The following is a 22651-nucleotide window of genomic DNA, read 5'->3' on the forward strand; positions in this document are numbered from 1 at the left end:
CAGCAACGACGCTTTCCTGCCACACGGGCCCTAGAGCTTCCGCAACCGCAGCAACGCGTCCGCGAGCACCTCGTCCCGCTTGCAGCACGCGAAGCGGACCTGCGTCCCGACCCCGTCCGGCGACGCGTGGAACACCTGGTTCGGCACCGCCGCGACACCGACGCGCGCCGGCAGGGAGCGGCAGAACTCCAGCGAGTCCGTCTCGCCCAGCGGGGCGATGTCCGCCGTGACGAAGTAGGTCGCCTTCGAGTGGTAGACCTCGAGGCCCAGGTCGCGCAGCCCGTCGGTGAGCAGGTCGCGCTTGCGCTGCAGGTCGTGGGCCAACGAGGTGAACCGCTCGTCGGGCAGCTCCAGGCCGACCGCCACCGCGTGCTGCAGCGGCGTCCCGGAGGCGAACGAGAACCACTGCTTGACGCCGAGCACCTTCTCGATCAGCTCGGCGGGCCCGGTCGCCCAGCCGATCTTCCACCCGGTGACCGAGAACGTCTTGCCCGCCGACGAGACCGTGATGGTCCGCTCCGCCATCCCCGGCAGGGTGCTGATGGGGATGTGCACCTCGTCGTCGAAGAGCAGGTGCTCGTAGACCTCGTCGGTGATGACGATCAGGTCGTGCTCGATCGCGACCGCGGCCACCGCCTCGAGCTCGGCGCGGGAGAGCACCGCCCCGGTCGGGTTGTGGGGCGAGTTCAGCAGGATGACCTTCGACCGCTCCGTGACCGCCGCGCGGAGCAGCTCCGGGTCGAGCCGGTAGTCCGGGGCACTGATCCGCACGGGCACCAGGGACGCCCCGACCAGCACCGACGCCGCCTGGTAGAGGTCGTAGAACGGCTCGAGGGCGATCACCTCGTCGCCCGCGCCGACGAGGGCCACCAGCGCCGACGACAGCGCCTCCGACGCCCCGGCGCACACCACGACCTGCGAGGCCGGGTCGAGGTCGAGCCCGTAGAACCGCTTCTGGTGGGCGCAGATCGCCTCCCGCAGCGCGGGGACGCCGACCGCCGGCGGGTACTGGTTCAGCCCCCGGTGCATCGCGGCGACGGCGGCGTCGACGACCTCCAGCGGGCCGGGCGTGTCCGGGAAGCCCTGGCCGAGGTTGATCGCGTCGTACTGCACGGCGAGCGCGGACATCTCGGAGAAGATCGTCGTCGCCAAGGTGACCTCCGGTCTCGTGAGCACTGTCCGGAGCCATAGCACCAGAAAGTGCCCACGAGCGCGCAGCGCCCTACACCACCGCGGTCTCCCCCCAGATGTCCTCCAGGTAGCGCCCCTGGGCCCGCAGCCCGTCGAACCAGGCCTGCGCGTCGGCCTCGCCCGCCCCGGTGTGCGCCCGGAACACCTCGGCGACGGCGGCCCGCACGCCCGGCGCCATCGTCGCCGCGTTCCCGCAGACGTAGACCACCGCGTCCTGGGAGAGCAGCGACCACACCGCGTCGGCCTCGTCGAGGAGGGCCTGCTGGACGTAGCGGCGGGGCTTCCCCGCGGTCCGCGAGCACGCGGTGACCAGCCGGGCGACCCCGTCCTTGTCGTAGCGGGCGAGCTCGTCGGCGTAGAGCAGGTCGTCGTCGGCGTCGCGGCACCCGAGGACCAGCAGCGACTCCGCGACGGGCACGCCCTGCGCGGCGAGCGCGCCCCGTTCCTGCAGGAAGCCCCGGAACGGCGCCATCCCGGTCCCCGCGCCGACCATGATCATCGGTCGGTGCGGGTTCTCCGGCGGCCGGAACGCGATCGAGGGCTCGCGCACCAGGCAGAACACCGTGCCGCCCTCGGGGACCGCCGCGAGGTGGGTCGAGGCCGTGCCGCGGTACCGGCCCTCCCCGGAGCGCGCGGGCTCGTCGAGGACCCCCACCGTCAGGGCCGCGTCGTCGGTCACCGCGGGCGCCGAGGAGATCGAGTAGTACCGCGGCCGCAGCGCCGGGAGCAGGTCGAGGAACTCCGCGAACTCCATGCCCGCCGACGGGTGGCGTTCGCACAGCTCGAGCAGCGTGACGCGCGGCCGGGCGACCTCGGCCCGGTAGCGGTCGCCGTCCGCGACGACCGCGGTGAGGTCGTCCCGCTCCGGGCCGGGCGGCAGCGAGGCCGCCAGCGCCGTGAGCTGCGGGCGGGTCGCGACGTCCTGCAGCTCCACGCAGCCCGCGAGGATGCCGAGCAGCGGGTACGGCTCGCCGGTGGGCAGGTGCGTCGGCGCGCCGCCGGTGGCCTCGATCGACACGTACTGCCCGGCGTCGAGCCCGAACCGCGCGATCACGCGGTTCAGCAGCGAGACGTCGTTGCGGGGCAGCACCCCGAGGTGGTCCCCGGTCCGGTAGGTCGTACCCGCGGGGAGCGCGAGCTCGACGTGGCGCACCGAGCGTCCGCCGGGGGCATCGGCCCGCGCCGTCAGCTCCCGATTCGCGACGACGGTGGCCGGGACCGCCGCGAACGAGCGCACCACCGGCGAGACGCTGCGCCGGTTCTCCACCGACACGCGCAGGCGCGGTCCGCCGGCCACCGCCGCCGCGTCGGCCGCCGCGACCCCGCACGCCGTGCCGAGCGCGTCCCACAGCCCGGCGTACCAGTCGTGGAACTGGCCGTCGAAGTCGCCGCGGGCGTCACCCTCGCCCCGGGGGTGCACCCGCGTGGCGCCCGCGGCCTCGAGGCGTTCGTCGACCAGGGTCGGGATCGCCTGGTAGGTCGAGGCCCAGTCCCGGTTGCCGCACCCGAAGACCGTGTACCTCACGCCCGGGGCCGACGCGCGCGGACCCCGCACCCAGTCGCAGAACGCGGCCGCGTTGTCCGGCGGCATCCCGTTGTACGAGGCCGTCACGACGACGACGGCGCCCTCGGTCGGCAGGTCCGCCGCGGACGGCGACGCCTCCCCCATCCGCACCGCACCGACCCGGTCGTCGAGGGGTGCCACCGTCGTCGCCCAGCCGCGGTCGGTGCCGTCGCGGGCGATGCGCAGGGCGATCTCCTCGGCCGCGCCGAGGTTGGAGCCGAACAGCACCAGCAGCGGGGTCCCGTGCCGGTCCCCGACGACGGGGGCGGACGCGGCTGCTGCCGCCGGCTCGGACACGGCCACCGGCGGCGTCCCGACGGGCCCGCTGCGCGTCCGCCCCGGCCGGGGCCGCACCTGGATGGTGAGCCCGTCCGGCTTCAGCGTCAGGCTCTCCTTGATCTTCAGCCGGTAGTTCGCGTGATCCACCAGTTCGAAGCGCTGCAGCACCATGGCGAGCACGAGGATGGCCTCCTGCAGCGCGAACTGGCGCCCGATGCAGGCCCGGACCCCCGAGCCGAACGGCTTGTACGCGCTCGGCGGCCGCCCGGCGGCCCGCTCCGGGGCGAAGTGGTCGGGGTTGAACTCCCAGGCGTCGTCGCCCCAGACGTCGGTGTTGCGGTGCAGGGCGATCGACGCCGCGATGATCGGGGTGCCGGCCCGGAACTCGTAGCCGCCGACCGTGGTGTCCACGAGCGGCTGCCGGGTGAACGCGGGCGCGGTGGGCCACAGCCGCAGGGTGTCCTCGAGGATCTGCGTGACGTACCCGAGCTTCCCGATCTGGGCGGCCGTGGGGACGGCCGACAGATCGGTGCCGAGGACCTCGTCCACCTCGGCCTGCGCCCGGGCGACCACCTCGGGCGCCTTGAGCAGGTAGGAGATCGCGAACGAGAGCAGGCCGCTGGTCGTCTCGTGGCCGGCGATGAGGAACGTGATGCACTGCGAGACGATGTTGTGGTCGGGCAGCGGGTTCCCGGCCTTGTCGGTGCCCGTCAGCATGTGGCCCAGCAGGTCCTCGCCCGGTTCCCCCGAGGACCGCCGCTCGTCGAGAATGGTCCGCACGGTGTCCGACATGAAGCGCATGTCGGCGAGGAGCTTCCGCTCGGCGCCGCGGCGCAGCCGCACCATCGCCGGGGGCATCCGCTGCCGGGCCTGGCTCTCGTTCAGCGCGCTCATCATCGCGTCGACGAACGGGTGCTGGGAGTCGCGGTAGAACGAGTTGAACCGGTAGCCGAAGCCGCAGAGCGCGATCGTGTCGAGGGTCAACCGCGTCATGTCGGCGGTGACGTCGACCGCCTCGCCCGGGTTCAGCCGCTCCCACTTGAGCAGCAGCTGCTCGGCGATGTCGACCATCATCGGCACGTAGGCGCGGATCGCCCGCTGCGAGAAGGCGGGCAGCAGGATGTCGTGCGCGCTGCGCCACAGCGGGTCGTCGGAGTCGGCCGTGAACAGGCCCGCCGACTCCTGGCTCTTGCGCAGCTCCCGCTGGCCGGCGCCGACGTACTTGACGAACCGGGTGTCGTCGCAGAGGTCGTCGATCATGTCGAGGCCGGAGGCGATGTAGCGGGGCCCGTCCCCCGCCTGCAGGACGAACATCGGCCCGTACTGCTTCGAGAGCTCGAGCAGGCTCTGCATCATCTGCCCGGACGGCATGTCGCGCAGGTTGCCGATCAGCGGCAGGGGCTTCGGGCCGGGGATCGGGCGGGCACCCTCGGGACGGTCCGGGATCGCTTCGGCCACGGGGGCCTCCTTCAGTGCTCGACGACGGTCGGGGTGGGATCGGGGGTGTCGGCGGGGCTGCGGTGGCGCAGCAGCGCCACGGCGATCAGCAGCACCCAGGCCGGGAGGACGAGCAGCGCCGCCGGGTCGTTCGTCGCGGCGAGCAGCAGGAAGGCGCCGAGGAGCCAGCCGACGACCGCCCAGGGCAGGCGCAGGACGCCGCCGACCCGCAGCAGCGTCGTCGTCGTGAGGACGAACATGCCGGCGCCGCGGACGGCGAAGACGAAGACCAGGCCGTAGCCCAGCGCGGTGAGGGCGCGGGCCGTCGTCGGATCCGGGGGCACGGTGCTGCCGCGCGAGGTCGCGAACGCGATCGCGCCCAGGGCCGCCGTCCCGGCGAAGAGCATCGTCACGAACACGACGCCGGCCAGCAGGTTCAGGCCGTGGGCCATCCCGGACGGGCGGGGGGTCAGCGTGTCGAGCAGCGCCCGGATCGCGGTCAGGTGCCAGAGGAAGGCGATGCCTGCGAGCGGCACGAGGTAGAGCCCGATCGCGACGACGAGCGTGTCGCCGCCCCCGGCGTAGAAGGCCGCGTACGCCGCGTCCGGGGCGTCGAGGTGCGGCGCGCGGTCGAGCAGCACCATGGCGGCGGCGAACAGCGCGACGAACGCGATCCCGCTCGCGGCGGCCACCCGGGCCGGGCTCATCGCGGCGTCACCGCCCGCTTCTCGGGCGGCAGGTCCAGCAGGATCCGCAGCAGCTCCAGGGTCCCGGAGAACCGCCGTTCCGGCCCGGCCCCCACGGTGGCCGAGCCCTCCAGACGCCCGTCCGAGGTCCGGACGAGCTCGAGTGTCACCCGCATGTCCGCCAGCGTCGCGTTCCCGACGACGGGTCGGCCCCGGTCGGGCCTTCCAGTCGGGTTGCCAGTGGACGCGGCGTACCGGGTCGACTACCCGGTGACGCGTTCCCGCAGCTCGGAGCGGGTGGCGACGCCGAGCTTCGCGTACACGTTGCTGAGGTGGTAGGCGACGGTGCGCGGCGAGACGAACAGCTCCCGCGCCGCCTCGCGGTTGGTCAGCCCCCGCACCACCCGGGCGACGACCGCCTCCTCGTGCGGGGTCAGGCCCAGGCTCTCGTCCGCGGAGGCCGGGGTGAGCCCGGCCGCGTGCAGCAGGTCCTCGCACGTCGCGAGGAACGGGGTGGCGTCGAGCGCCCGCAGCCGGTCGCGCGCGGTCCGGAGCAGGTCGACGCCGGGTCGCCGCTCCCCGGTGGCCAGCAGGTGCCGCCCGAGCTCGGTCTCCAGCCGGGCGGTGGCCAGCGGCGCCGCCGTCGCCGCGGCGAGCACCAGCCCGTCGTCGAGGAGGCGGCGGGCGGCCGCGCCGTCCCCCGCGGCCCGGGCGAGGAGCCCCCGCAGGCGCGCGGCGTCGACCGCGACCTGTCCGGGCGGGCGACCCGCGAGCCGGGCGTCGAGGTCGTCGAGCGCGGCGCGGGCCTCGTCGTGGCGTCCGAGCAGCACCAACGCCTCGACGTGCAGGGCCCGGGTGGCGAAGGTGCCGAGCGCGTCGGCCAGGTCCAGCACCTGGGGTGTGGACACCGGCTCCAGCGCCCGCAGCATCCCGGCGGGGTCGTCCTGCACGAGGGCGAGCAGGGCCCCGGCGGTGGCCACCGCCAGCTGCGCACCCCACCACGACGGACCGTCGTCGACGGCCGCGAGGTGCTCCCGAGCAGCGTCGACGTGCCCGCGGACGGCGCGCAGGGTCGCGGCGTACCCGCGCAGCAGACGCTCGGCGAACCCGCGCCCGCCGTCCCGGGCCGACGACACCGCCAGCTCCAGTGCCTCCAGCCCGTCGGACTCCCCCGTCCGGTCCCGGACCACCGCGAGGTAGCCCGCGGCGAGCGTCGAGGTCCGCAGCGCCGCCCCCGACCGGGCCAGCGCCAGCGCCTCGGTGAGCGCCGGGAGCGCCGTGGCGTCGTCGTCGCGCGCCGCCGCGAGGACCCCGCGCAGCACCAGGACGTCGCCGTGCAGCGGGGTCCGCGCCCCGGGCGGGCCCGCGATGAGGTCGAGGACCGCGTCGGCGTCGGCGGTCCGGCCCCGCGCGAGCAGCCCCAGCACGAGGGCGAGCCCGGCGGGCCGGCGCGCCTCCGGGCCCGACGCGGGGTCGGCGAGGCACGCCGCGGCCCGGTCGACCGCCTCGGCGGGGTCGCCCTCGAGGACGGCGAGCAGGGCGAGGTCCGCGGAGGCGACCGCGCGGGCCTCGGGCCGGTCGCCGACGATGGCCGCCTCCAGCAGTGGGCGGGCCGTGACGAGGCGACCCTGCAGCAGGTCGAGCCGGCCGAGCAACCCGTCCCGGACCGGGCCGGCCGGCCCGGCGGCGACCTCCGTGCCGACGCCGGCCGCGCGCCCGATCTCCCCGTCGGCGAGCAGGGCCGCCAGACCCCGCTGGAGCCGCCGCTCCCGCTCGCCGGGCTCGAGCGAGAGCACGGCGGCCGCCCGCAGCAGGTCCGCGACGTCCGGCGACGGCGTCCCCTCCGGCACCCCGTCCGCGAAGTGCTCGAGGTCCGCCGCGAGCTGCGGGTCGGGCCCCGCGGCCGCGGCGATGCGATGGGTGAGGGCGACCCGGCCGTCGGTCCGCGTGGCCGCCGCGCGGTGCAGCGACCGCCGCCGGCCGGGAGGCTGGTCGCCGTACACCGCAGCGCGCAGCACCGGGTGGACGAACCCGACGCGGCCCGGCCCGCGGTCCTCGAGCAGCCCGACCCGGACGGCGTCGTCGAGCGCGTCGGCGAGCCCGGGGCCCGCCGACGGGACCGCACCGGGCTCCACCACCTCGGCCAGCGCCGCCGCGTCGGCGAGCGGGCACACGTCGCCCAGCACGGAGGCGGCCACGGTCAGCGCCTGGGCCGGGCCGCCCGCCCGGGCGAGCCGGGCGAGGACGACGGCCGCGAGCGAGCGCGGGGCCGGCAGGACGTCGGACGTCGTCGCCGCGAGGACCTCGGTCGGCAGTTCCTCGATGAGGGTCCGGGCGTAGAGGGGGTGGCCGAGGGTGCGCTCCCGGACCCGTTCCGCGGCGCCGGTGGAGCCGAAGGGACGCCCGACCGCGGCCGCCAGTTCGGAGAGCTCGGCGGCCCCGAGACCGTCGAGGGTGAGGTCCCGGGTCCCGCGGACGCCGGTCAGCACGCGGTCCCACCGCGGGTCGTCGGGGAGGTCCGGGTCCCCGGTCCGGACGCCGAGCAGCACCGCGACCCGGTCGTGGCGCAGGCGCCGCAGGACGAACACCAGGGCCCGCACCGACGGGTCGTCGACCCAGGACAGGTCGTCGACGACGAGGACCACGGGGTCCGCCCCCGGCACCTCGCCGAGCGCGGCGAGCAGCTCGGCCCCGATCACCATGGGATCCGCCCCCGCCGGACGCCCGGCGCCGAGGAGCGGGTGCCGGGCGAGGACCCCGGAGGGCAGCTCGGCCGTCAGCTGGTCGACGACGCCGTAGGGCAACGACGACTCGCCGGGGTCACCCGCCGCGGCGAGGAGGTCCACCGGTGCGGCCCGGTCGACCGCCCGCGCGATCAGCGAGGTCTTGCCCATGCCTGCGGCGCCGCGGATGCGGACGGTTCCCGACTCGCCCCGCCGGGCCGCCGCGACCACCTCGTCGATCGCGCGGAGTTCCTCGCGGCGCCCGACGAAGGGCCGTGCTGCACGGGTGAACACCCACGAAGCGCACACCGCCGTGCGCGCCGTGTCCAGGATCGACTCGGTGCGCGCACGGACGGTTACCGGGAGATCACTCCCACTCGATGGTGCCCGGCGGCTTGCTCGTGACGTCGAGGACGACGCGGTTGATCTCCGCGCACTCGTTGGTGATCCGGGTGGAGATGCGCTCGAGGGTCTCGTAGGGCACCCGCGTCCAGTCGGCGGTCATCGCGTCCTCGCTCGACACCGGACGCAGCACGACCGGATGGCCGTAGGTGCGCCCGTCGCCCTGGACCCCGACCGACCGCACGTCGGCCAGCAGCACCACCGGGCACTGCCAGATGGTGCGGTCGAGGCCGGCCGCGGTGAGCTCCTCCCGCGCGATGGCGTCGGCCCGGCGCAGGGTGGCCAGGCGGTCCGCGGACACCGCGCCGATGATCCGGATCGCGAGCCCCGGGCCGGGGAACGGTTGACGCTGGACGATCGACTCGGGCAGCCCGAGCTCGGCGCCGACGGCGCGCACCTCGTCCTTGAACAGCGCCCGCAGCGGCTCGACCAGCGAGAACTGCAGATCGTCGGGCAGGCCGCCCACGTTGTGGTGGGACTTGATGTTCGCGGCCCCGGTGCCGCCGCCGGACTCCACGACGTCGGGGTAGAGCGTCCCCTGCACGAGGAAGTCGACACCCTCGCCCTCGGCCAGATCGCGGGCGGCGCCCTCGAAGGAGCGGATGAACTCCCGGCCGATGATCTTGCGCTTCTCCTCCGGGTCGACCACGTCGGCGAGCTCGCGCAGGAACACCTCCTCGGCGTCCACCGTCACGAGGTCCACGCCGGTCGCGGCGACGAAGTCCCGCTCGACCTGGCCCCGCTCGCCCTCGCGCAGCAGGCCGTGGTCGACGAAGACACACGTCAGCCGGTCGCCGATCGCCCGCTGCACGAGCGCCGCGGCCACCGCCGAGTCGACCCCGCCGGACAGGCCGCAGATCGCCCGCCCGGTCGGCCCGACCTGCGCGCGGATGGCCTCGACGGTCTCCTCCACGATGTTCGCGGCCGTCCAGTCCGGGCGGATGCCGGCGACGTCGCGCAGGAACCGCTCGAGGACCAGCTGACCGTGCGGGGAGTGCCCGACCTCCGGGTGGTACTGCACGCCGGCCAGCCGCCGGTCGGTGTTCTCGAAGGCCGCGACCGGCGCGCCCGGCGAGGAGGCCGTCGTCGTGAAGCCCTCCGGCGCGACCGTGACGCCGTCGCCGTGGCTCATCCACACCGGGTGCGCCTCGGGGAGGTCGCCGTGCAGCCGGCCCGGGTCGGTGACCTGCAGCTCCGTGCGGCCGTACTCCCGGTCGCCGGTGTGGGCCACGGTGCCGCCGAGCGCGGAGGCCATGAGCTGGAAGCCGTAGCAGATGCCGAACACCGGCACGCCGGTGTCGAACAGCGCGGGGTCGACGCTCGGCGCGCCCTCGGCGTAGACGCTCGCGGGGCCGCCGGACAGCACGATCGCCGCCGGGTCCTTCGCGAGCATGTCGTCGACCGACGTCGTGTGCGGCACGACCTCCGAGTACACCTGCGCCTCGCGCACGCGGCGGGCGATGAGCTGCGCGTACTGGGCGCCGTAGTCGACGACGAGGACGGGGTGCTCACCACTGCTGCTCACGGTCCCCATTGTGACCGACCGCCGTGACCCGTTCGTTCCTTGCTCCCATAGTGTCGACGACACTAATCTCGCAGACACCATGACCCAGCGCTCCGGGCTCGCCCTCGCCGTCCTCGCCCTCGCCGTGGAGGAACCGATGCACCCCTACCGGATGCAGCAGCTCATCCGGGAACGCGGGAAGGACAAGGTCGTCAACGTCGGTCAGCGCTCGCAGCTCTACAAGACGATCGACCGTCTCGTCCGCGACGGGCTGCTCGTCGCCGCCGGCACCGAACGGCCCGCCACCCGACCCGAGCGCACCGTGTACGCCGCCACCGACGCCGGGCGTGACACCGCGGTCACCTGGACCCTGGACATGCTCACGGCACCCCGCCACGAGTTCGGCGAGTTCACCGCGGCGCTGGCGTACCTCCCCCTGATCTCCGCCGAGCTCGCCCGCGACGCCCTCGCCCTGCGCCTGGCCGACCGACGGGCCGAGCGCGACCGCCTGCGCGGCGAGCTGGAGCGCGTCCGCCCCCACCTGCCGCGGCTCGTGCTGGTGGAGGACGAGTACGCCGTCGCCCACCTCGAGACCGACGTCCGCTTCCTCGAGGGCCTGCTCGAGGACCTGCAGACCGCGGCCCTGCCCTGGATCACCACTCCCGCCGGAGGCCCGTCATGACCCGTCCCCTGCGCGTCCTCGTCATCGGCGCCGGCACCGGAGGCATGTGCCTGGCGCACGGCCTGCGGCGCGCCGGCATCGACGTGGCCGTCCACGAGCGCGACCGCACCCGGACCGGCGGGCTGCACGGCTACCGGGTGGGCATCTCGCCGAACGGGGCCCGGGCGCTGCACGCGTGCCTGCCGCCGGAGCTCTTCGACACCTTCGTCGCGACGACCGCCGCGCCCTACGAGGCGCTCGCGATGTACACCGAGCAGTTCCGCGAGCTCATCTCCCTGGGCTTCGACGAGTTCCCGTCGACCGGCGGCGGCGCCGAGGACCGCGAGTACAACGTCAGCCGCATGACGCTGCGCCAGGTGCTGTTCACGGGCATGGAGGACGTCATCACCTTCGGCCGCCGGTTCACCCACTACAGCCGGCACGACGACGGGGTCACCGCGCACTTCGACGACGGCTCCACCGACGAGGGCGACCTGCTGGTCGGCGCGGACGGCGCGAGCTCCCGGGTCCGCCGGCAGTACCTGCCGCACGCCACGCACACCGAGACCGGGCTGGTCGGGATCGGCGGCAAGACGCCCCTGTCGGCGCAGACCGAGGCACTCCTGCCGGAGCGGGTCCGGCGGGGCTTCGCGATGATCTTCGACCGGCGCGGGCAGTTCGGGATCACCCACGTCATGCGGATGCCGTGGACTCCGGGCGGGGCGCCCGCCGCGGGCATCGGGTCCAGCGAACGCGAGCTCCTCGAGCGGTGGCGCGGGCTGCGCTTCGACAACACCACCGACCACGTGTCCTGGGCCGTCACCACGTCGCGCTCGATCGCCCCGGCCGACCTGCTCGACCGCACGGGCGCCGACCTCACCGCCCTGGCCGACGAGCTCACCGCCGACTGGTCACCCTGCTGGCGCGCGCTGCTCGCCGGCGCGGACCACGGCGCGTCGGTCGCCCTCGCCATCCGCACGTCCGACCCCGTCCCGCCCTGGACGCCGAGCACCGTCACGCTGCTCGGGGACGCCGCGCACACCATGACGCCGGGCCGCGGGGCCGGGGCGAACACCGCGCTGCGCGACGCCCGGGAGCTGCGGGACCGTCTCGTCCGGGTGCGCGACGGCGCGTCGACACTGCTCGGAGCGGTCGGGGACTACGAGGACGTCATGCGCCGGTACTCCGCGGTCGCCGTGCGCGAGTCGCTCGAGTTCATGCACGACAACACGCTCGCGCGCCGACCGGTGATCGGCCCGCTCTCGGTGTTCGCGCAACGCTCCGGGATGCGCCTCGTCGACCGCATCCCGGCCGCGAAACGGCGGATGGCGCGCGGGTTCCAGAAGGTGCGCGACTCCGAGCTGGTCTGAGCGATGAGTCCGCGCGGCCGCGCCGGTCCCACCACCGTGACCACCGACCTCTGGCCCCTCGTCCACGCCGAGCGGACCGCGCTCGCCGACGACCTCGCCGCGTGCTCCGACGCCGACTGGCGCACGCCGTCGCTGTGCACGGCGTGGACCGTCGAGGAGACCGTCGCCCACCTCGTGGCCGGCGCCTCGATCGGCCCGCTGCGCTGGTTCCGCAGCGTCCTCGGTGCGCGGGGGAGCTTCGACCGGCACAACGCCCGCCGGCTCGCCGAGTACCGGGGCGCCACGCCCGTCGAGACCCTGTCCCGGTTCCGCGCCGTCGTCGGCAGCACCACGTGCCCGCCCGGGCCGGTGGAGATGTGGCTCGGGGAGATCGTCGTGCACGGCGGCGACGTCCGGCGCCCGCTCGGCCTGGTCCGCGACGTGCCCGTGTCCACGCTGACCCCGCTCGCGACGTTCTTCGCGAAGCAGAACTCCACGGTGCGCAGCCGCTCGCTCGCCGAGGGACTACGCCTCGAGGCCACCGACGGTCCCTTCGCCGCGGGTCCCGACGACGGGCCGCGCGTCTCCGGCCCGACCCTCGCCCTGGTCATGGCCATGGCCGGCCGCGCCGCGTTCTGCGACGACCTCACCGGGCCGGGCGTGGCCGTGCTCCGCTCCCGCTGCTGACCCGGGTCCGGGGCCTCCCCGGGAAGTCAGTGGCACGCGGCGACCACGCGGGCGCTCGGCGCCACTGACATCCGACGCGCGGCAGGCCGGTCGGTCGCCCCCGCCCGACGACGTGGCCCTCCTGCCACTGGACGCCGGGGCTCACCCCGCCCGGAACACCCCGTCGACCAGGATCGGCACGACGGTGCTCGTGTCCAGTTCGGAGGCCACGGCGACGTCGTCGGCGAAGCCCATCGCCGTCAGCTCCCGTCCGCTGGCGCACGCCCGCATCTCGGCGTCCAGCGACGGACGCACCGCGTCGAACGCCGCGGCCGCCACGCGGGCCTCGGGCGACGCACCGCCTCCGACCAGCGTCGACAGCACCGCTCCGGCGCCCCACAGGTCCTCGACGGCGGGCCGCAGCCCCCCGTCGGGCCACCGCTCCCCCGCCGGGACCACGGCCACCACCAGCTCCGGCCGGGCCGCCAGCCACGCCGAGACCGCCGAGGCGTTGCGCAGGCACGCGGCGACCACCGTCGGCACGGACGCGGCGAGGGCGGCGCTGATCGTCGATCCGTTCGGCGCCCTGGTCAGCCGAGGACGTCACGCACCGCCGCCCGCGCCGAGGACACGTCCCGCGCGGCCAGCGCCACCCGCGCCGCGCGCTGGGCCGTCGTGAGGTCCACCGACGACACGCGCGCCGCGACCGCGGGCAGGGCCGAGGCGGCGGCGGACAGCGACGTCACGCCGAGCCCGACGAGGACGACGGCGAGCGCCGGGTCGGCCGCCGCCTCGCCGCAGACCCCGACCGGCGTGCCGGTGACCTCGGCGGCCCGGCAGAGCTGGTCGAGCAGGCGCAGCACGGCGGGCTGCCAGGGGTCGTTGAACCCGGCGAGCGGGCCGGACTGCCGGTCGGCGGCGAAGACGTACTGCGTGAGGTCGTTGGTGCCGACGGACACGAAGTCGACCTCGGCGAGCAGCTCGGGGGCGTTGAGCACGGCCGCCGGGACCTCGATCATCACGCCGACCTGCTCCACCCCGGCCTTGCGGGCCCGGGCGACGAACCGGGCGGCCTCGTCGGCGGTGGAGATCATCGGCGCCATCACCTTGAGCGTGACCCCGGCGTCGAGGGCCCCGCCGACGGCCGCGACGAGCTGCCGGTCGAGCACGTCGGCCCGCTCGGCCCCGTCGTCGAACAGCCGCTGGCCGCGCACCCCGAGGGCGGGGTTCACCTCGGGCGTCATGTCGAGGAACGGCACCGGCTTGTCGGCGCCGGCGTCCAGCGTGCGCAGCGTGATGGGACGCCCGGCGAGCGGGGCCATCGTGGCGGCGTAGCCCGCGCGCTGCTCCTCGGCGGTCGGCTCGGTGGACGCCGAGAGGAAGGTGAGCTCGGTCCGGAGCAGCCCGACGCCCTCCGCGCCGACCTCCGCGGCCCGCGTCGCGTCCTTCGCGTCCGCGATGTTCGCGACGACCGCGATCCGGTGGCCGTCGGTGGTGGTCACCGGGCCCGACACGGCGGCGGGACCGGCCGCGCTCGCGTCGGCACCGACCGCGGTCCCCGCAGGCACCTCGACGACCTCGCCGGCCGTCCCGTCGACCCGCACCAGCGTGCCCTCGACGAGGTCCGCCGCACCGGGGCAGCCGACGACGGCGGGGATGCCCAGCGAGCGGGCGAGGATGGCGGTGTGGCTGGTCGGGCCGCCCTCGACGGTCACGAGGGCGAGCGCGGTCGCCGGGTCCAGCGTGGCGGTGTCGGCGGGGGCGAGGTCCCGCGCGACCAGCACCGACGGCCCGTCGAGCACGGGGACGCCGGGGGCGGGGACACCGAGCAGTTCGGCGACGACGCGGTCACGGATGTCGGCGACGTCGCCCGCCCGCTCGGCCATGTAGCCCCCGGCCGCCTGCAGGGCGGAGACGAACCGCGCCGCCGCCTCGTACACCGCGCGCGGCGCGGGCGTGCCGTGCTCGCGCACCAGTCCCTCGGCCGCCTCGAGCAGCGCGGGGTCCTCGGCCATCATCGCGGTCGCGTAGAGGACGTCGGAGACCTCCTTGGCGAGGCCCGGCGTGCCCGCGGTGTCCATCATGCGGCCCGAGACGGCGGCGCCCGCGGGCGCGATGCGGGAGGCCTCGACCTCGCGTCGGTCCTCGGGCACGACGGGACCCACCGGCGGCTCCCCCAGGGGCTCGGGGACCCGCACGACGGGTCCGACCGCCGCTCCGGCGCTCGCCGGCGTCCCGGGCAGCGTCGCTGTCTCGGTGCTCGTCATGGAACCGCTCCCTGCCGTGTGGGGGTCTGTGAGCCTGTGTGAGGTTCTGTGGGTCTGTGTGGCGCTGAGGAGAACGTACGACGACAACCCCTTGACAGTCCACAGGTAAACCAACAAACTTCCAACCAGAACCACACGGGTTCGCCGCAGAACGGAGGTGATCGGGCATGTACGCCGCAGAGCGCCACCAGCTCCTGGTCCGCCGGGCCCGCGAGCTGGGACGGGTCGAGGTCACCCAGGTCGCCGCCGAGCTCGGCGTCACCACCGAGACCATCCGGCGCGATCTCACCGCCCTCGAGCGCCAGGGCCTGCTGCACCGTGTCCACGGCGGCGCCATCGCCACCGACCGGCTGGAGATCGAGCCCGCCGTCGGCGTCCGCGAGGTCACGCACCCCGACGAGAAGGACCGCATCGCCAAGGCCGCGGTCGCCGAGCTCGGTTCCGCCTCCACGATCCTCCTCGACGCCGGCACCACCACGGCCCGGGTCGCGGCCCTGCTGCCCGACGACGTCGACCTCACCGTCGTCACCAACGCCCTGCCCATCGCGACCGCCCTGGCCGGCCGGAACCGCATCACCGTCCACCTCATCGGCGGCCGGGTCCGCGGCACCACACTCTCCGCGGTCGACCGCTGGGCGCTCAAGACCCTCGAGAGCGTCAACTGCGACGTCGCGGTCCTCGGCACCAACGGCTTCTCGATCGACCGCGGGCTCACGACGCCGGACGTGGCCGAGTCCGCGGTCAAGGGAGCCATCGTCAAGGCCGCGGCCCGCAGCATCGTCGTCGCGGACGCGAGCAAGTACGGCACCGACTCCTTCTCCCGCTTCGCGACCCTGGCCGACGTCGACACCCTCGTCACCGACGGCGCCCTGCTCGAGACCCACCCCGAGGCCGCCGACGCGATCCGTGGCGCCGGAACGGACCTGGTGATCGCCTGATGATCGTCACCGTCACGCCCAACCCGTCCATCGACCGCACGGTCGAGATCCCGGTCCTGACGCCGGGTGCGGTGCTCCGCGCGACCGACCACCGCGTCGACCCGGGCGGCAAGGGCGTCAACGTCTCCCGCGTCCTGGCCCGCTTCGGTCGCCCCACGCTCGCCGTCATGCCCGGCGGCGAGGGCGAGCTCGCGGCCCTCCTGCGCCGCGCCGGCGTGCAGCCGGTCTGCACCCCCGCCGAGGGCGCCACCCGCGTCAACACCGCGCTGGTCGAGCCGGACGGGACCACCACCAAGGTCAACGAGCCGGGCGTCGCGCTGACCGCGGACCAGATCGACGCGCTCGTCGACACCGTCCGCGCCCACGCCGCGCCGGCCGACTGGGTCGTGACGGCGGGCTCGGTCCCCTCGGGTGCCGCCGCGGACCTGCACGGCCGGATCGTCCGCGCCGCGCGGTCGGCGGGGGCCAAGGTCGCCGTCGACACCTCCGGGGTCGCCCTGGCCCACGCCGTCGCGCAGACCCCCGACCTGGTCAAGCCCAACGTCGCCGAGCTCGCCGAGCTGGTCGCGCACCCGCTCCCCGCCCTCGCGGACGTGCTCGCCGCCGCCCGCGAACTCGTCGCCGACGGCATCGGCACCGTGCTGGTCAGCATGGGCGCGAGCGGCGCGATCGCCGTCGACGCGCACGACGCCTGGCACGTCGCGAGCCCCGTCGTCGCGGTCCGCAGCACCGTCGGCGCCGGCGACTCCACCCTCGCGGGCTACCTGATCGCCCTCTCGTCGGGCGCGAAGAGCCCCGACGCCCTCGTCCACGCGGTGGCCTGCGGGGCCGCCGCGGTCGGCCTCCCCGGCACCGCGGTGCCCGGACCCGCCGACGTCGATCCCGCCCTCGTCCGCCCGGCATCCGCCCCGGACTCGTCCCTCGACCTCACCGGAGAGGCAGCATGAGCGACCTGATCACGGCCGACCTCGTCGACCTGGACCTACCCGCGGGAGACCGCCGGGAGGCCGTGCGCTCGCTGGCCGAGCGCCTCGTGAAGGCCGGGCGGGTGACCGACCTGGACCAGTTCCTCGCCGACATCGAGGCCCGCGAGGCCCAGATGCCGACGGGTCTCGACGGCGGGATCGGCATCCCGCACTGCCGGTCCACGGCCGTCACCGAGCCGACGCTGGGCTTCGGCCGCAGCACCGGCGGTGTCGACTTCGGCGCCGAGGACGGCAACCCCGCCGACCTCGTCTTCCTCATCGCCGCGCCCGAGGGCGGCGGCTCCGACCACATGACCGTGCTGGCCGCGCTCGCCCGCCGCCTGGTCCGCAAGTCCTTCACCGGCGAGCTCCGTTCCGTCACCGACCCGGCCGCCGCGGCCGGCTTCATCGCGAAGGAGGTCTCGGCGTGAAGATCGTCGCCGTGACCGCGTGCCCCACGGGCATCGCCCACACCTACATGGCCGCCGAGGCCCTCGAGGCCGCAGCCGAGGAGGCCGGGCACGAGATCGTCGTCGAGACCCAGGGCTCGGCCGGCTCCACCCCGCTGACCGCCGAGCAGCTCGCCGAGGCCGACGTCGCGATCTTCGCCGCCGACGTCGAGGTCCGCGACAAGGACCGCTTCGCCCACCTGCCGCAGGTCTCGGTCGGCGTCAAGAAGGCCATCTCCGGCGGCGACCTGCTCGTCGCGCAGGCCGAGGAGGCAGTGAAGAACCACGTGCCGGCCGCCACCGGTGCCCCCGCCGCCACCCCGGCGGGCGCCAAGGCCCCGGCCGGCCCCGGCGCCGCCTCCAAGGTCCGCGCCTGGTTGATGACCGGCGTCAGCCACGTGATCCCGTTCGTCGCCGCCGGCGGCCTGCTGATCGCCCTGGGCTTCGCCCTCGGCGGTTACCAGATCAACCTGCCCGACGACGACCCGCTCTACAAGACGATCCTCGACGGCGGGTTCTCGGCCGGCTCGATCACCGCCTGGGGCGCGCTCGCCTTCGGCATCGGCTCGGCCGCGTTCAACTTCCTCGTCCCGGTCCTCGCCGGCTACATCGCGTACGCGATGGCCGACCGTCCCGCCCTCGTCCCCGGCTTCGTCGGTGGCGCCGTCGCGGTGACGACGGGGGCGGGCTTCCTCGGCGGCCTCGTCGCCGGCTTCGTGGCCGGTGGCCTGGTCATGTGGATCAAGACGTGGCGGGTGCCGCGGGCGCTGGCCGGGATCATGCCGGTACTCGTCATCCCGCTGCTGTCGACTGCGGTGGTCGGCCTGCTGATGTACGTGATCGTCGGACGCCCGATCGCCCTGATCACCGAGGGCCTGACGAACTGGCTGAACGGTCTCTCCGGGACCAACGCCGTCCTGCTCGGCATCCTGCTCGGCCTGATGATGTGCTTCGACATGGGCGGCCCGGTCAACAAGGCCGCGTACACCTTCGCCGTCGCCGGCCTGTCCACCGGTTCCGAGGGCGCTCTGACGATCATGGCCGCGGTCATGGCCGCCGGGATGGTCCCGCCCCTGGCCATGGCCCTGGCGACCGTCGTCCGCAAGTCGCTGTTCACCGACGTGGAGCGCGAGAACGGCCGGGCCGCCTGGCTGCTCGGCGCCTCGTTCATCTCCGAGGGCGCGATCCCGTTCGCCGCCGCCGACCCGTTCCGCGTCATCCCGTCGATCATGGTCGGCGGTGCCGTCACCGGTGCCCTGTCCATGACCCTGGGCGCCACGCTGCGGGCCCCGCACGGCGGCATCTTCGTGGTGCCGCTCATGGGGAACCCGCTGGGCTTCCTCGTCGCGGTGGTGATCGGCACCCTGGTCGCCACGGCGCTGGTTGTCGCCCTGAAGACCTTCGCCCGCCGTCGGCCGGTGCAGGCCGGGACGTCGACCACCGAGACCGTCACCGAGCGCGAGACGGTGTCGGCATGAGCACCCCGTCCAGCGGCCTGGAAGGCACCATGATCGAGCGCACCGTCGTCGTCGCGACCGAGATCGGTCTGCACGCCCGTCCCGCCGCGGTGTTCTGCAAGGCCGCCGCGGCCCAGCCCGCCCGGGTCACCCTGGCCACCGCCGAGGGCGACTCCGCGGACGCCCGCAGCATGCTGGCCGTCCTCGGGCTCGGGGTGCGGGGCGGCCAGCAGGTCACCCTGTCCGCCGACCCGGACGTGACCGGCGCCCAGGCCTCGGTCGACGCCCTCGCCGAGCTCCTCGCCACGGACCTCGACGCCTGACCGTCGCCCGGTTGACCGAAGGGCCCCTCCGCTCGAACAGATCGAGCGGAGGGGCCCTTCGCTCGTCCCGGCGCGGGACCGATCAGGCGCCCAGCACCGTCCGCCAGGCCTTCCCCGCGCGCCGGCCGGCGGCCACGTCGGCGATCGAGTAGGCGGCGGAGACGAGTTCGAGGCCGACGAGGTCGTACGCGGCCGCGGGCGAGGGCGCGCCGTTCGGCCGGGTCAGGGAGACCCGGTGACGACGCCCGCCCGCGGTCACCTTGAAGCCGCCGCCGAAGTACCACCACGGGAACGACACGGCCGAGGCCGGCGTGACCGGCTCGTCGAACACCACCCCCTCATCCGAGGTGAACGACAATCGCCCCGCGCGCCAGACCAGGACCCCGGGTGTGTTCATGACACCCCGCAGCAGCCAGGCGGGAGTGGCGAGGGTGGTCGTGGCCTGAGGGGACATGGCAGGACTCCGATCGTGACGCTCCGGGACCGCTTCCCGGGTTGCATCACTCTCTGCTACCGATGCCCTCGCGTCACTACTCCATCGGAGTGTCAGCGCCGGACCGAGAGCCCGACCCGCTGGAACTCCTTGAGGTCGGAGTAGCCGGTCTTCGCCATCGCCCGGCGCAGCGCCCCGAACAGGTTGACGGTGCCGTCGGCCTGGGGCGCCGGGCCGCGCAGCACCGCCGCGAGGTCGCAGCCGCGCTGCGAGACCCCGACCACCGACGAGCGGGGCAGGTTCGGGTGCGCGGCAGCAGAGGTCCAGTACCAGCCGCCGCCCGGCGCCTCGTCGGCGGCGGCGAGCTGCTCGCCGAGCATCACCGCGTCGGCTCCGCACGCGATCGCCTTGGCCATGTCGCCCGAGGTCGCCATCCCGCCGTCGGCGATGACGTGGACGTAGCGCCCGCCGGTCTCGTCCAGGTAGTCCCGGCGCGCGGCAGCCGCGTCGACCAGCGCCGTCGCCATGGGGACCCCGATGCCGAGCACCGCGTCGGTGGAGGTCGAGGACGCCTGGCCGTAGCCCACGATCACGCCCGCCGCGCCGGTGCGCATCAGGTGCATCGCGGTGCGGTAGTCGCCCACGCCGCCCGCGACGACGGGGATGTCGAGCGAGTCGATGAAGTCCTCGAGGTCGAGCGGGCCGTCGCTCTCGTCCTCGCCGCCGACGTGCTCGGCGGAGATGATCGTCCCCTGCACCACGAGGACCTCCACGCCGGCCTGCAGCAGGGTCGGCGTCAGTTCCCGGGCGTGCTGCGGGCTGACCCGGGCCGCCAGGGTCACGCCCGATCCGCGCATCTGGGCGAGCGCCTCGGTGAGCAGGTCCGGCTGGATCGGGGCGGCGTGCAGCCGCTGCAGCTCGACGAGCGCCGCGGCCGGGTCGTCCGCCGCCCGCGCCACGATCTCGGCGAGCGCCTTGTCCGCCTCCGCGTGCCGGGCCCAGAGCCCCTCGGCGTTGAGCACGCCGAGGCCGCCGAGCTCACCGACGCGCGCCGCCGTGAGGGGCGAGACCACCGCATCCGTCGGGTGGGTGATCAACGGGAGGTCGAAGCGGTAGGCGTCGAGCTGCCACGCGGTGGACACCGCCGACGACGACCGCGTCCGCCGCGACGGCACGATGTCGAGGTCGTCGAAGGTGTAGCTGCGGTGGGCGCTGCGGCCCCGGCCGATCTCGACCTGCTCGCGCATGAGCTCTCTCTCGAATCTCAGCGCCCGCCGTAGTTGGGCGCCACCGCCGTCATCGTCACGTGGTGGGGGTGGGACTCGGCCAGCCCGGCGGCCGTGATCCGCACCATGTGCGCGGACTGCAGCTCCTCGGTGGTCCGTGACCCCGTGTACCCCATCGCCGCCCGCAGGCCGCCGACCAGCTGGTGGGTGACCTGCGAGAGCGGGCCCCGGAAGGGTACGCGTCCTTCCACGCCCTCGGGCACCAGCTTGTCGTCGGAGAGCACGTCGTCCTGGAAGTACCGGTCCTTCGAGTAGGACCCCTGCTGTCCGCGGGTCTGCATGGCGCCGAGCGAGCCCATGCCGCGGTAGGCCTTGTGCTGCTTGCCGTCGACCAGGACCAGCTCGCCCGGGGTCTCGGCGGTACCCGCGAGCAGCGAGCCGAGCATCACCGACGACGCGCCGGCCGCGATGGCCTTGGCGATGTCGCCGGAGGACTGCAGTCCGCCGTCACCGATGACCGGCACCCCGGCCGGGCGCGCCGCCGAGTCCGCCTCGGCGATCGCCGTGATCTGCGGCACACCGACGCCCGCGATGATGCGCGTGGTGCAGATGGAGCCCGGCCCCACGCCCACCTTGATGCCGTCGGCCCCCGCCTCGACGAGCGCCTGGGCGCCCGCCCGCGTGGCCACGTTGCCGCCCACGACGTCGACCCGGTCACCCAGCTCCTGCTTGAGCTTGGCGACCATCGCGGTGACCGCCCGCGAGTGCCCGTGGGCGGTGTCGACGACGAGCACGTCCACCCCGGCGTCGACCAGGCCCATCGCGCGGGTCCAGGCGTCGTCGCCGACCCCGACCGCCGCACCGCAGAGCAGCCGGCCGTCCGGGTCCTTCGTGGCCATCGGGTACTGCTCGGTCTTGACGAAGTCCTTCACGGTGATCAGGCCCTGCAGGAAGCCCGCCCCGTCGACCAGCGGCAGCTTCTCGATCTTGCGGCGGCGCAGCAGCCCCAGCGCGGCCTCGGCGGTGACGCCGACCTGCGCGGTGACGAGGTCGGACGAGGTCATGACCTCGCGGACCTTGCGGGTGTGGTCCACCTCGAACCGCATGTCGCGGTTGGTGATGATGCCCACGAGCTTGCCGGCCTCGTCGGTGACCGGGAGCCCCGAGATGCGGAAGCGGGCGCAGAGCGCGTCCACCTCGGCGAGGGTGTCCTCCGGCGAGCACGTCACCGGGTCGGTCACCATGCCCGCCTCGGAGCGCTTGACCACCTCGACCTGCGAGGCCTGCAGGTCGGCCGGGAGGTTGCGGTGCAGCACGCCCATGCCGCCGTGGCGCGCCATCGCGATCGCCATCCGCGCCTCGGTGACGGTGTCCATCGCCGAGCTGACCAGCGGGATCCGCAGGCGGATGTTGCGCGAGAGCTGCGCCGAGGTGTCGGCCTCCGAGGGCACGACGTCGGACTCGGCCGGGAGCAGGAGGACGTCGTCGAACGTCAGGCCGAGCAGCCCGAACTTCTCCGGCACGTCGGGGTCCGTCAGCACCATGCCCACGATGCTAGTCGCCGCCACGGAGTGACCCGGGTCTCCGCAGGTCACCCCTTCGCTCCACACCTCGCCGACGGGCGGGTGGGGACCCGTCGATCGACTAGTCCGGACCGGTAAGTTCGACGCCGTGCCGTACGAAGCCCTGCCGCCCGACCCCTTCGCGGGCGACCCGTCGTCGGACCCCTCCCGCATGCTCGACGCGCTCCACGACGTGACCGCGCCGGAGGATCTCCCCCTCGACGAGGAGGAGCGCGAGGAGGTCGTCGCCGACCTCGGGGACCTGGCGGTGTTCCAGGCCCTGCTCGCCCCCCGCGGCATCCGCGGGGTCGTCGTCGACTGCGACGACTGCGAGGAGCAGCACTTCCACGACTGGGACCTGCTCCGCGCGAGCCTCCAGCAGCTCCTCGAGGAGGGCCACATGCGCCCCCACGAGCCCCCGTTCGACCCGGACCCGGCCGCCTACGTCACGTGGGAGTACTGCCGGGGCTTCGCGGACGCCACGCTCGCGGAGCAGTAGCCCGTTCCTGACGGCGGGGGTTCCGCCCGCCGTTTCCCACTCCTCCACGAACGACGACGGGCCCGGCTCC

20 protein-coding genes are annotated in these 22651 nt (G+C 74.8%); 9 read left to right on the top strand and 11 right to left on the bottom strand.

Features of this window, described 5'->3' with window-relative positions:
- Window positions 1–30: 30 nt before the first annotated feature.
- The 6 genes from QSK00_RS01770 to guaA all read right to left on the bottom strand — a co-directional run bounded on the left by QSK00_RS01770 (window position 31) and on the right by guaA (window position 9816).
- Complete coding sequence (locus QSK00_RS01770; RefSeq protein ID WP_285587905.1) at window positions 31–1128, bottom strand: aminotransferase class I/II-fold pyridoxal phosphate-dependent enzyme; 1098 nt, start codon at window positions 1126–1128, stop codon at window positions 31–33.
- A gap of 94 nt (window positions 1129–1222) precedes the next feature.
- Window positions 1223–4492: a bifunctional cytochrome P450/NADPH--P450 reductase gene (locus QSK00_RS01775; RefSeq protein WP_285586829.1), complete on the bottom strand. Its 3270-nt coding sequence runs from the start codon at window positions 4490–4492 to the stop codon at window positions 1223–1225.
- 11 nt (window positions 4493–4503) lie between these two features.
- Complete coding sequence (locus QSK00_RS01780; RefSeq protein WP_285586831.1) at window positions 4504–5178, bottom strand: hypothetical protein; 675 nt, start codon at window positions 5176–5178, stop codon at window positions 4504–4506.
- Window positions 5175–5333, bottom strand: coding sequence for a hypothetical protein (locus tag QSK00_RS01785; protein ID WP_285586833.1), 159 nt, complete (start codon window positions 5331–5333; stop codon window positions 5175–5177). Before QSK00_RS01785 ends, QSK00_RS01780 begins: the two co-directional genes overlap by 4 nt.
- Window positions 5334–5420: 87 nt before the next feature.
- A complete protein-coding gene (locus QSK00_RS01790; protein WP_285586834.1) occupies window positions 5421–8174 on the bottom strand; it encodes an ATP-binding protein in 2754 nt (917 codons plus the stop codon).
- A 73-nt stretch (window positions 8175–8247) separates the two neighbouring features.
- Complete coding sequence (gene guaA, locus QSK00_RS01795; RefSeq protein ID WP_285586835.1) at window positions 8248–9816, bottom strand: glutamine-hydrolyzing GMP synthase; 1569 nt, start codon at window positions 9814–9816, stop codon at window positions 8248–8250.
- A gap of 70 nt (window positions 9817–9886) precedes the next feature.
- On the opposite strand from guaA, the gene QSK00_RS01800 reads away from it, so the two are divergent.
- The 3 genes from QSK00_RS01800 to QSK00_RS01810 are packed head-to-tail and all read left to right on the top strand — an operon-like array spanning window position 9887 to window position 12483.
- A complete protein-coding gene (locus tag QSK00_RS01800) occupies window positions 9887–10468 on the top strand; it encodes a PadR family transcriptional regulator (RefSeq protein WP_285586837.1) in 582 nt (193 codons plus the stop codon).
- Window positions 10465–11817: an FAD-dependent oxidoreductase gene (locus tag QSK00_RS01805; protein WP_285586839.1), complete on the top strand. Its 1353-nt coding sequence runs from the start codon at window positions 10465–10467 to the stop codon at window positions 11815–11817. Before QSK00_RS01800 ends, QSK00_RS01805 begins: the two co-directional genes overlap by 4 nt.
- A 3-nt stretch (window positions 11818–11820) precedes the next feature.
- A complete protein-coding gene (locus QSK00_RS01810; RefSeq protein WP_285586840.1) occupies window positions 11821–12483 on the top strand; it encodes a maleylpyruvate isomerase family mycothiol-dependent enzyme in 663 nt (220 codons plus the stop codon).
- A gap of 141 nt (window positions 12484–12624) precedes the next feature.
- Here QSK00_RS01810 and QSK00_RS01815 read toward each other — a convergent pair whose 3' ends face one another.
- Both QSK00_RS01815 and QSK00_RS01820 read right to left on the bottom strand, forming a co-directional pair.
- Window positions 12625–13056, bottom strand: coding sequence for a 2-phosphosulfolactate phosphatase (locus QSK00_RS01815; RefSeq protein WP_285587907.1), 432 nt, complete (start codon window positions 13054–13056; stop codon window positions 12625–12627).
- Window positions 13053–14729: a phosphoenolpyruvate--protein phosphotransferase gene (locus QSK00_RS01820; protein WP_285586843.1), complete on the bottom strand. Its 1677-nt coding sequence runs from the start codon at window positions 14727–14729 to the stop codon at window positions 13053–13055. The genes QSK00_RS01815 and QSK00_RS01820 overlap by 4 nt, the downstream gene beginning before the upstream one ends.
- Window positions 14730–14896: 167 nt before the next feature.
- Between QSK00_RS01820 and QSK00_RS01825 the strand changes: the two genes are divergently transcribed.
- Genes QSK00_RS01825 through QSK00_RS01845 form a run of 5 tightly spaced genes read left to right on the top strand, consistent with a single transcriptional unit; the run spans window position 14897 to window position 18861 of the window.
- Window positions 14897–15667, top strand: coding sequence for a DeoR/GlpR family DNA-binding transcription regulator (locus QSK00_RS01825; RefSeq protein WP_285586845.1), 771 nt, complete (start codon window positions 14897–14899; stop codon window positions 15665–15667).
- On the top strand, window positions 15667–16614 hold the full coding sequence (gene pfkB / locus QSK00_RS01830; protein ID WP_285586847.1) for a 1-phosphofructokinase: 948 nt from the start codon (window positions 15667–15669) through the stop codon (window positions 16612–16614). Before QSK00_RS01825 ends, pfkB begins: the two co-directional genes overlap by 1 nt.
- Complete coding sequence (locus QSK00_RS01835) at window positions 16611–17063, top strand: PTS sugar transporter subunit IIA (RefSeq protein ID WP_285586849.1); 453 nt, start codon at window positions 16611–16613, stop codon at window positions 17061–17063. The genes pfkB and QSK00_RS01835 overlap by 4 nt, the downstream gene beginning before the upstream one ends.
- A complete protein-coding gene (locus QSK00_RS01840; protein ID WP_285586850.1) occupies window positions 17060–18559 on the top strand; it encodes a PTS fructose transporter subunit IIC in 1500 nt (499 codons plus the stop codon). The genes QSK00_RS01835 and QSK00_RS01840 overlap by 4 nt, the downstream gene beginning before the upstream one ends.
- A complete protein-coding gene (locus QSK00_RS01845; protein ID WP_285586851.1) occupies window positions 18556–18861 on the top strand; it encodes an HPr family phosphocarrier protein in 306 nt (101 codons plus the stop codon). Before QSK00_RS01840 ends, QSK00_RS01845 begins: the two co-directional genes overlap by 4 nt.
- Window positions 18862–18943: 82 nt before the next feature.
- On the opposite strand, the gene QSK00_RS01850 is transcribed toward QSK00_RS01845, so the two are convergent.
- The 3 genes from QSK00_RS01850 to guaB form a co-directional block, all read right to left on the bottom strand.
- Window positions 18944–19315, bottom strand: coding sequence for a hypothetical protein (locus tag QSK00_RS01850; protein ID WP_285586854.1), 372 nt, complete (start codon window positions 19313–19315; stop codon window positions 18944–18946).
- Window positions 19316–19407: 92 nt separating this feature from the next.
- Window positions 19408–20541, bottom strand: coding sequence for a GuaB3 family IMP dehydrogenase-related protein (locus QSK00_RS01855; RefSeq protein WP_285586856.1), 1134 nt, complete (start codon window positions 20539–20541; stop codon window positions 19408–19410).
- A gap of 17 nt (window positions 20542–20558) precedes the next feature.
- Entirely contained in the window at window positions 20559–22064 is a 1506-nt protein-coding gene (gene guaB, locus QSK00_RS01860) for an IMP dehydrogenase (protein WP_285586857.1), read from the bottom strand.
- 127 nt (window positions 22065–22191) lie between these two features.
- Between guaB and QSK00_RS01865 the strand changes: the two genes are divergently transcribed.
- On the top strand, window positions 22192–22581 hold the full coding sequence (locus QSK00_RS01865; protein ID WP_018330965.1) for a DUF5319 domain-containing protein: 390 nt from the start codon (window positions 22192–22194) through the stop codon (window positions 22579–22581).
- Window positions 22582–22651 lie beyond the last annotated feature (70 nt).

The organism is Actinomycetospora sp. NBRC 106378 (genome assembly GCF_030269685.1).
Lineage (GTDB): Bacteria > Actinomycetota > Actinomycetes > Mycobacteriales > Pseudonocardiaceae > Actinomycetospora.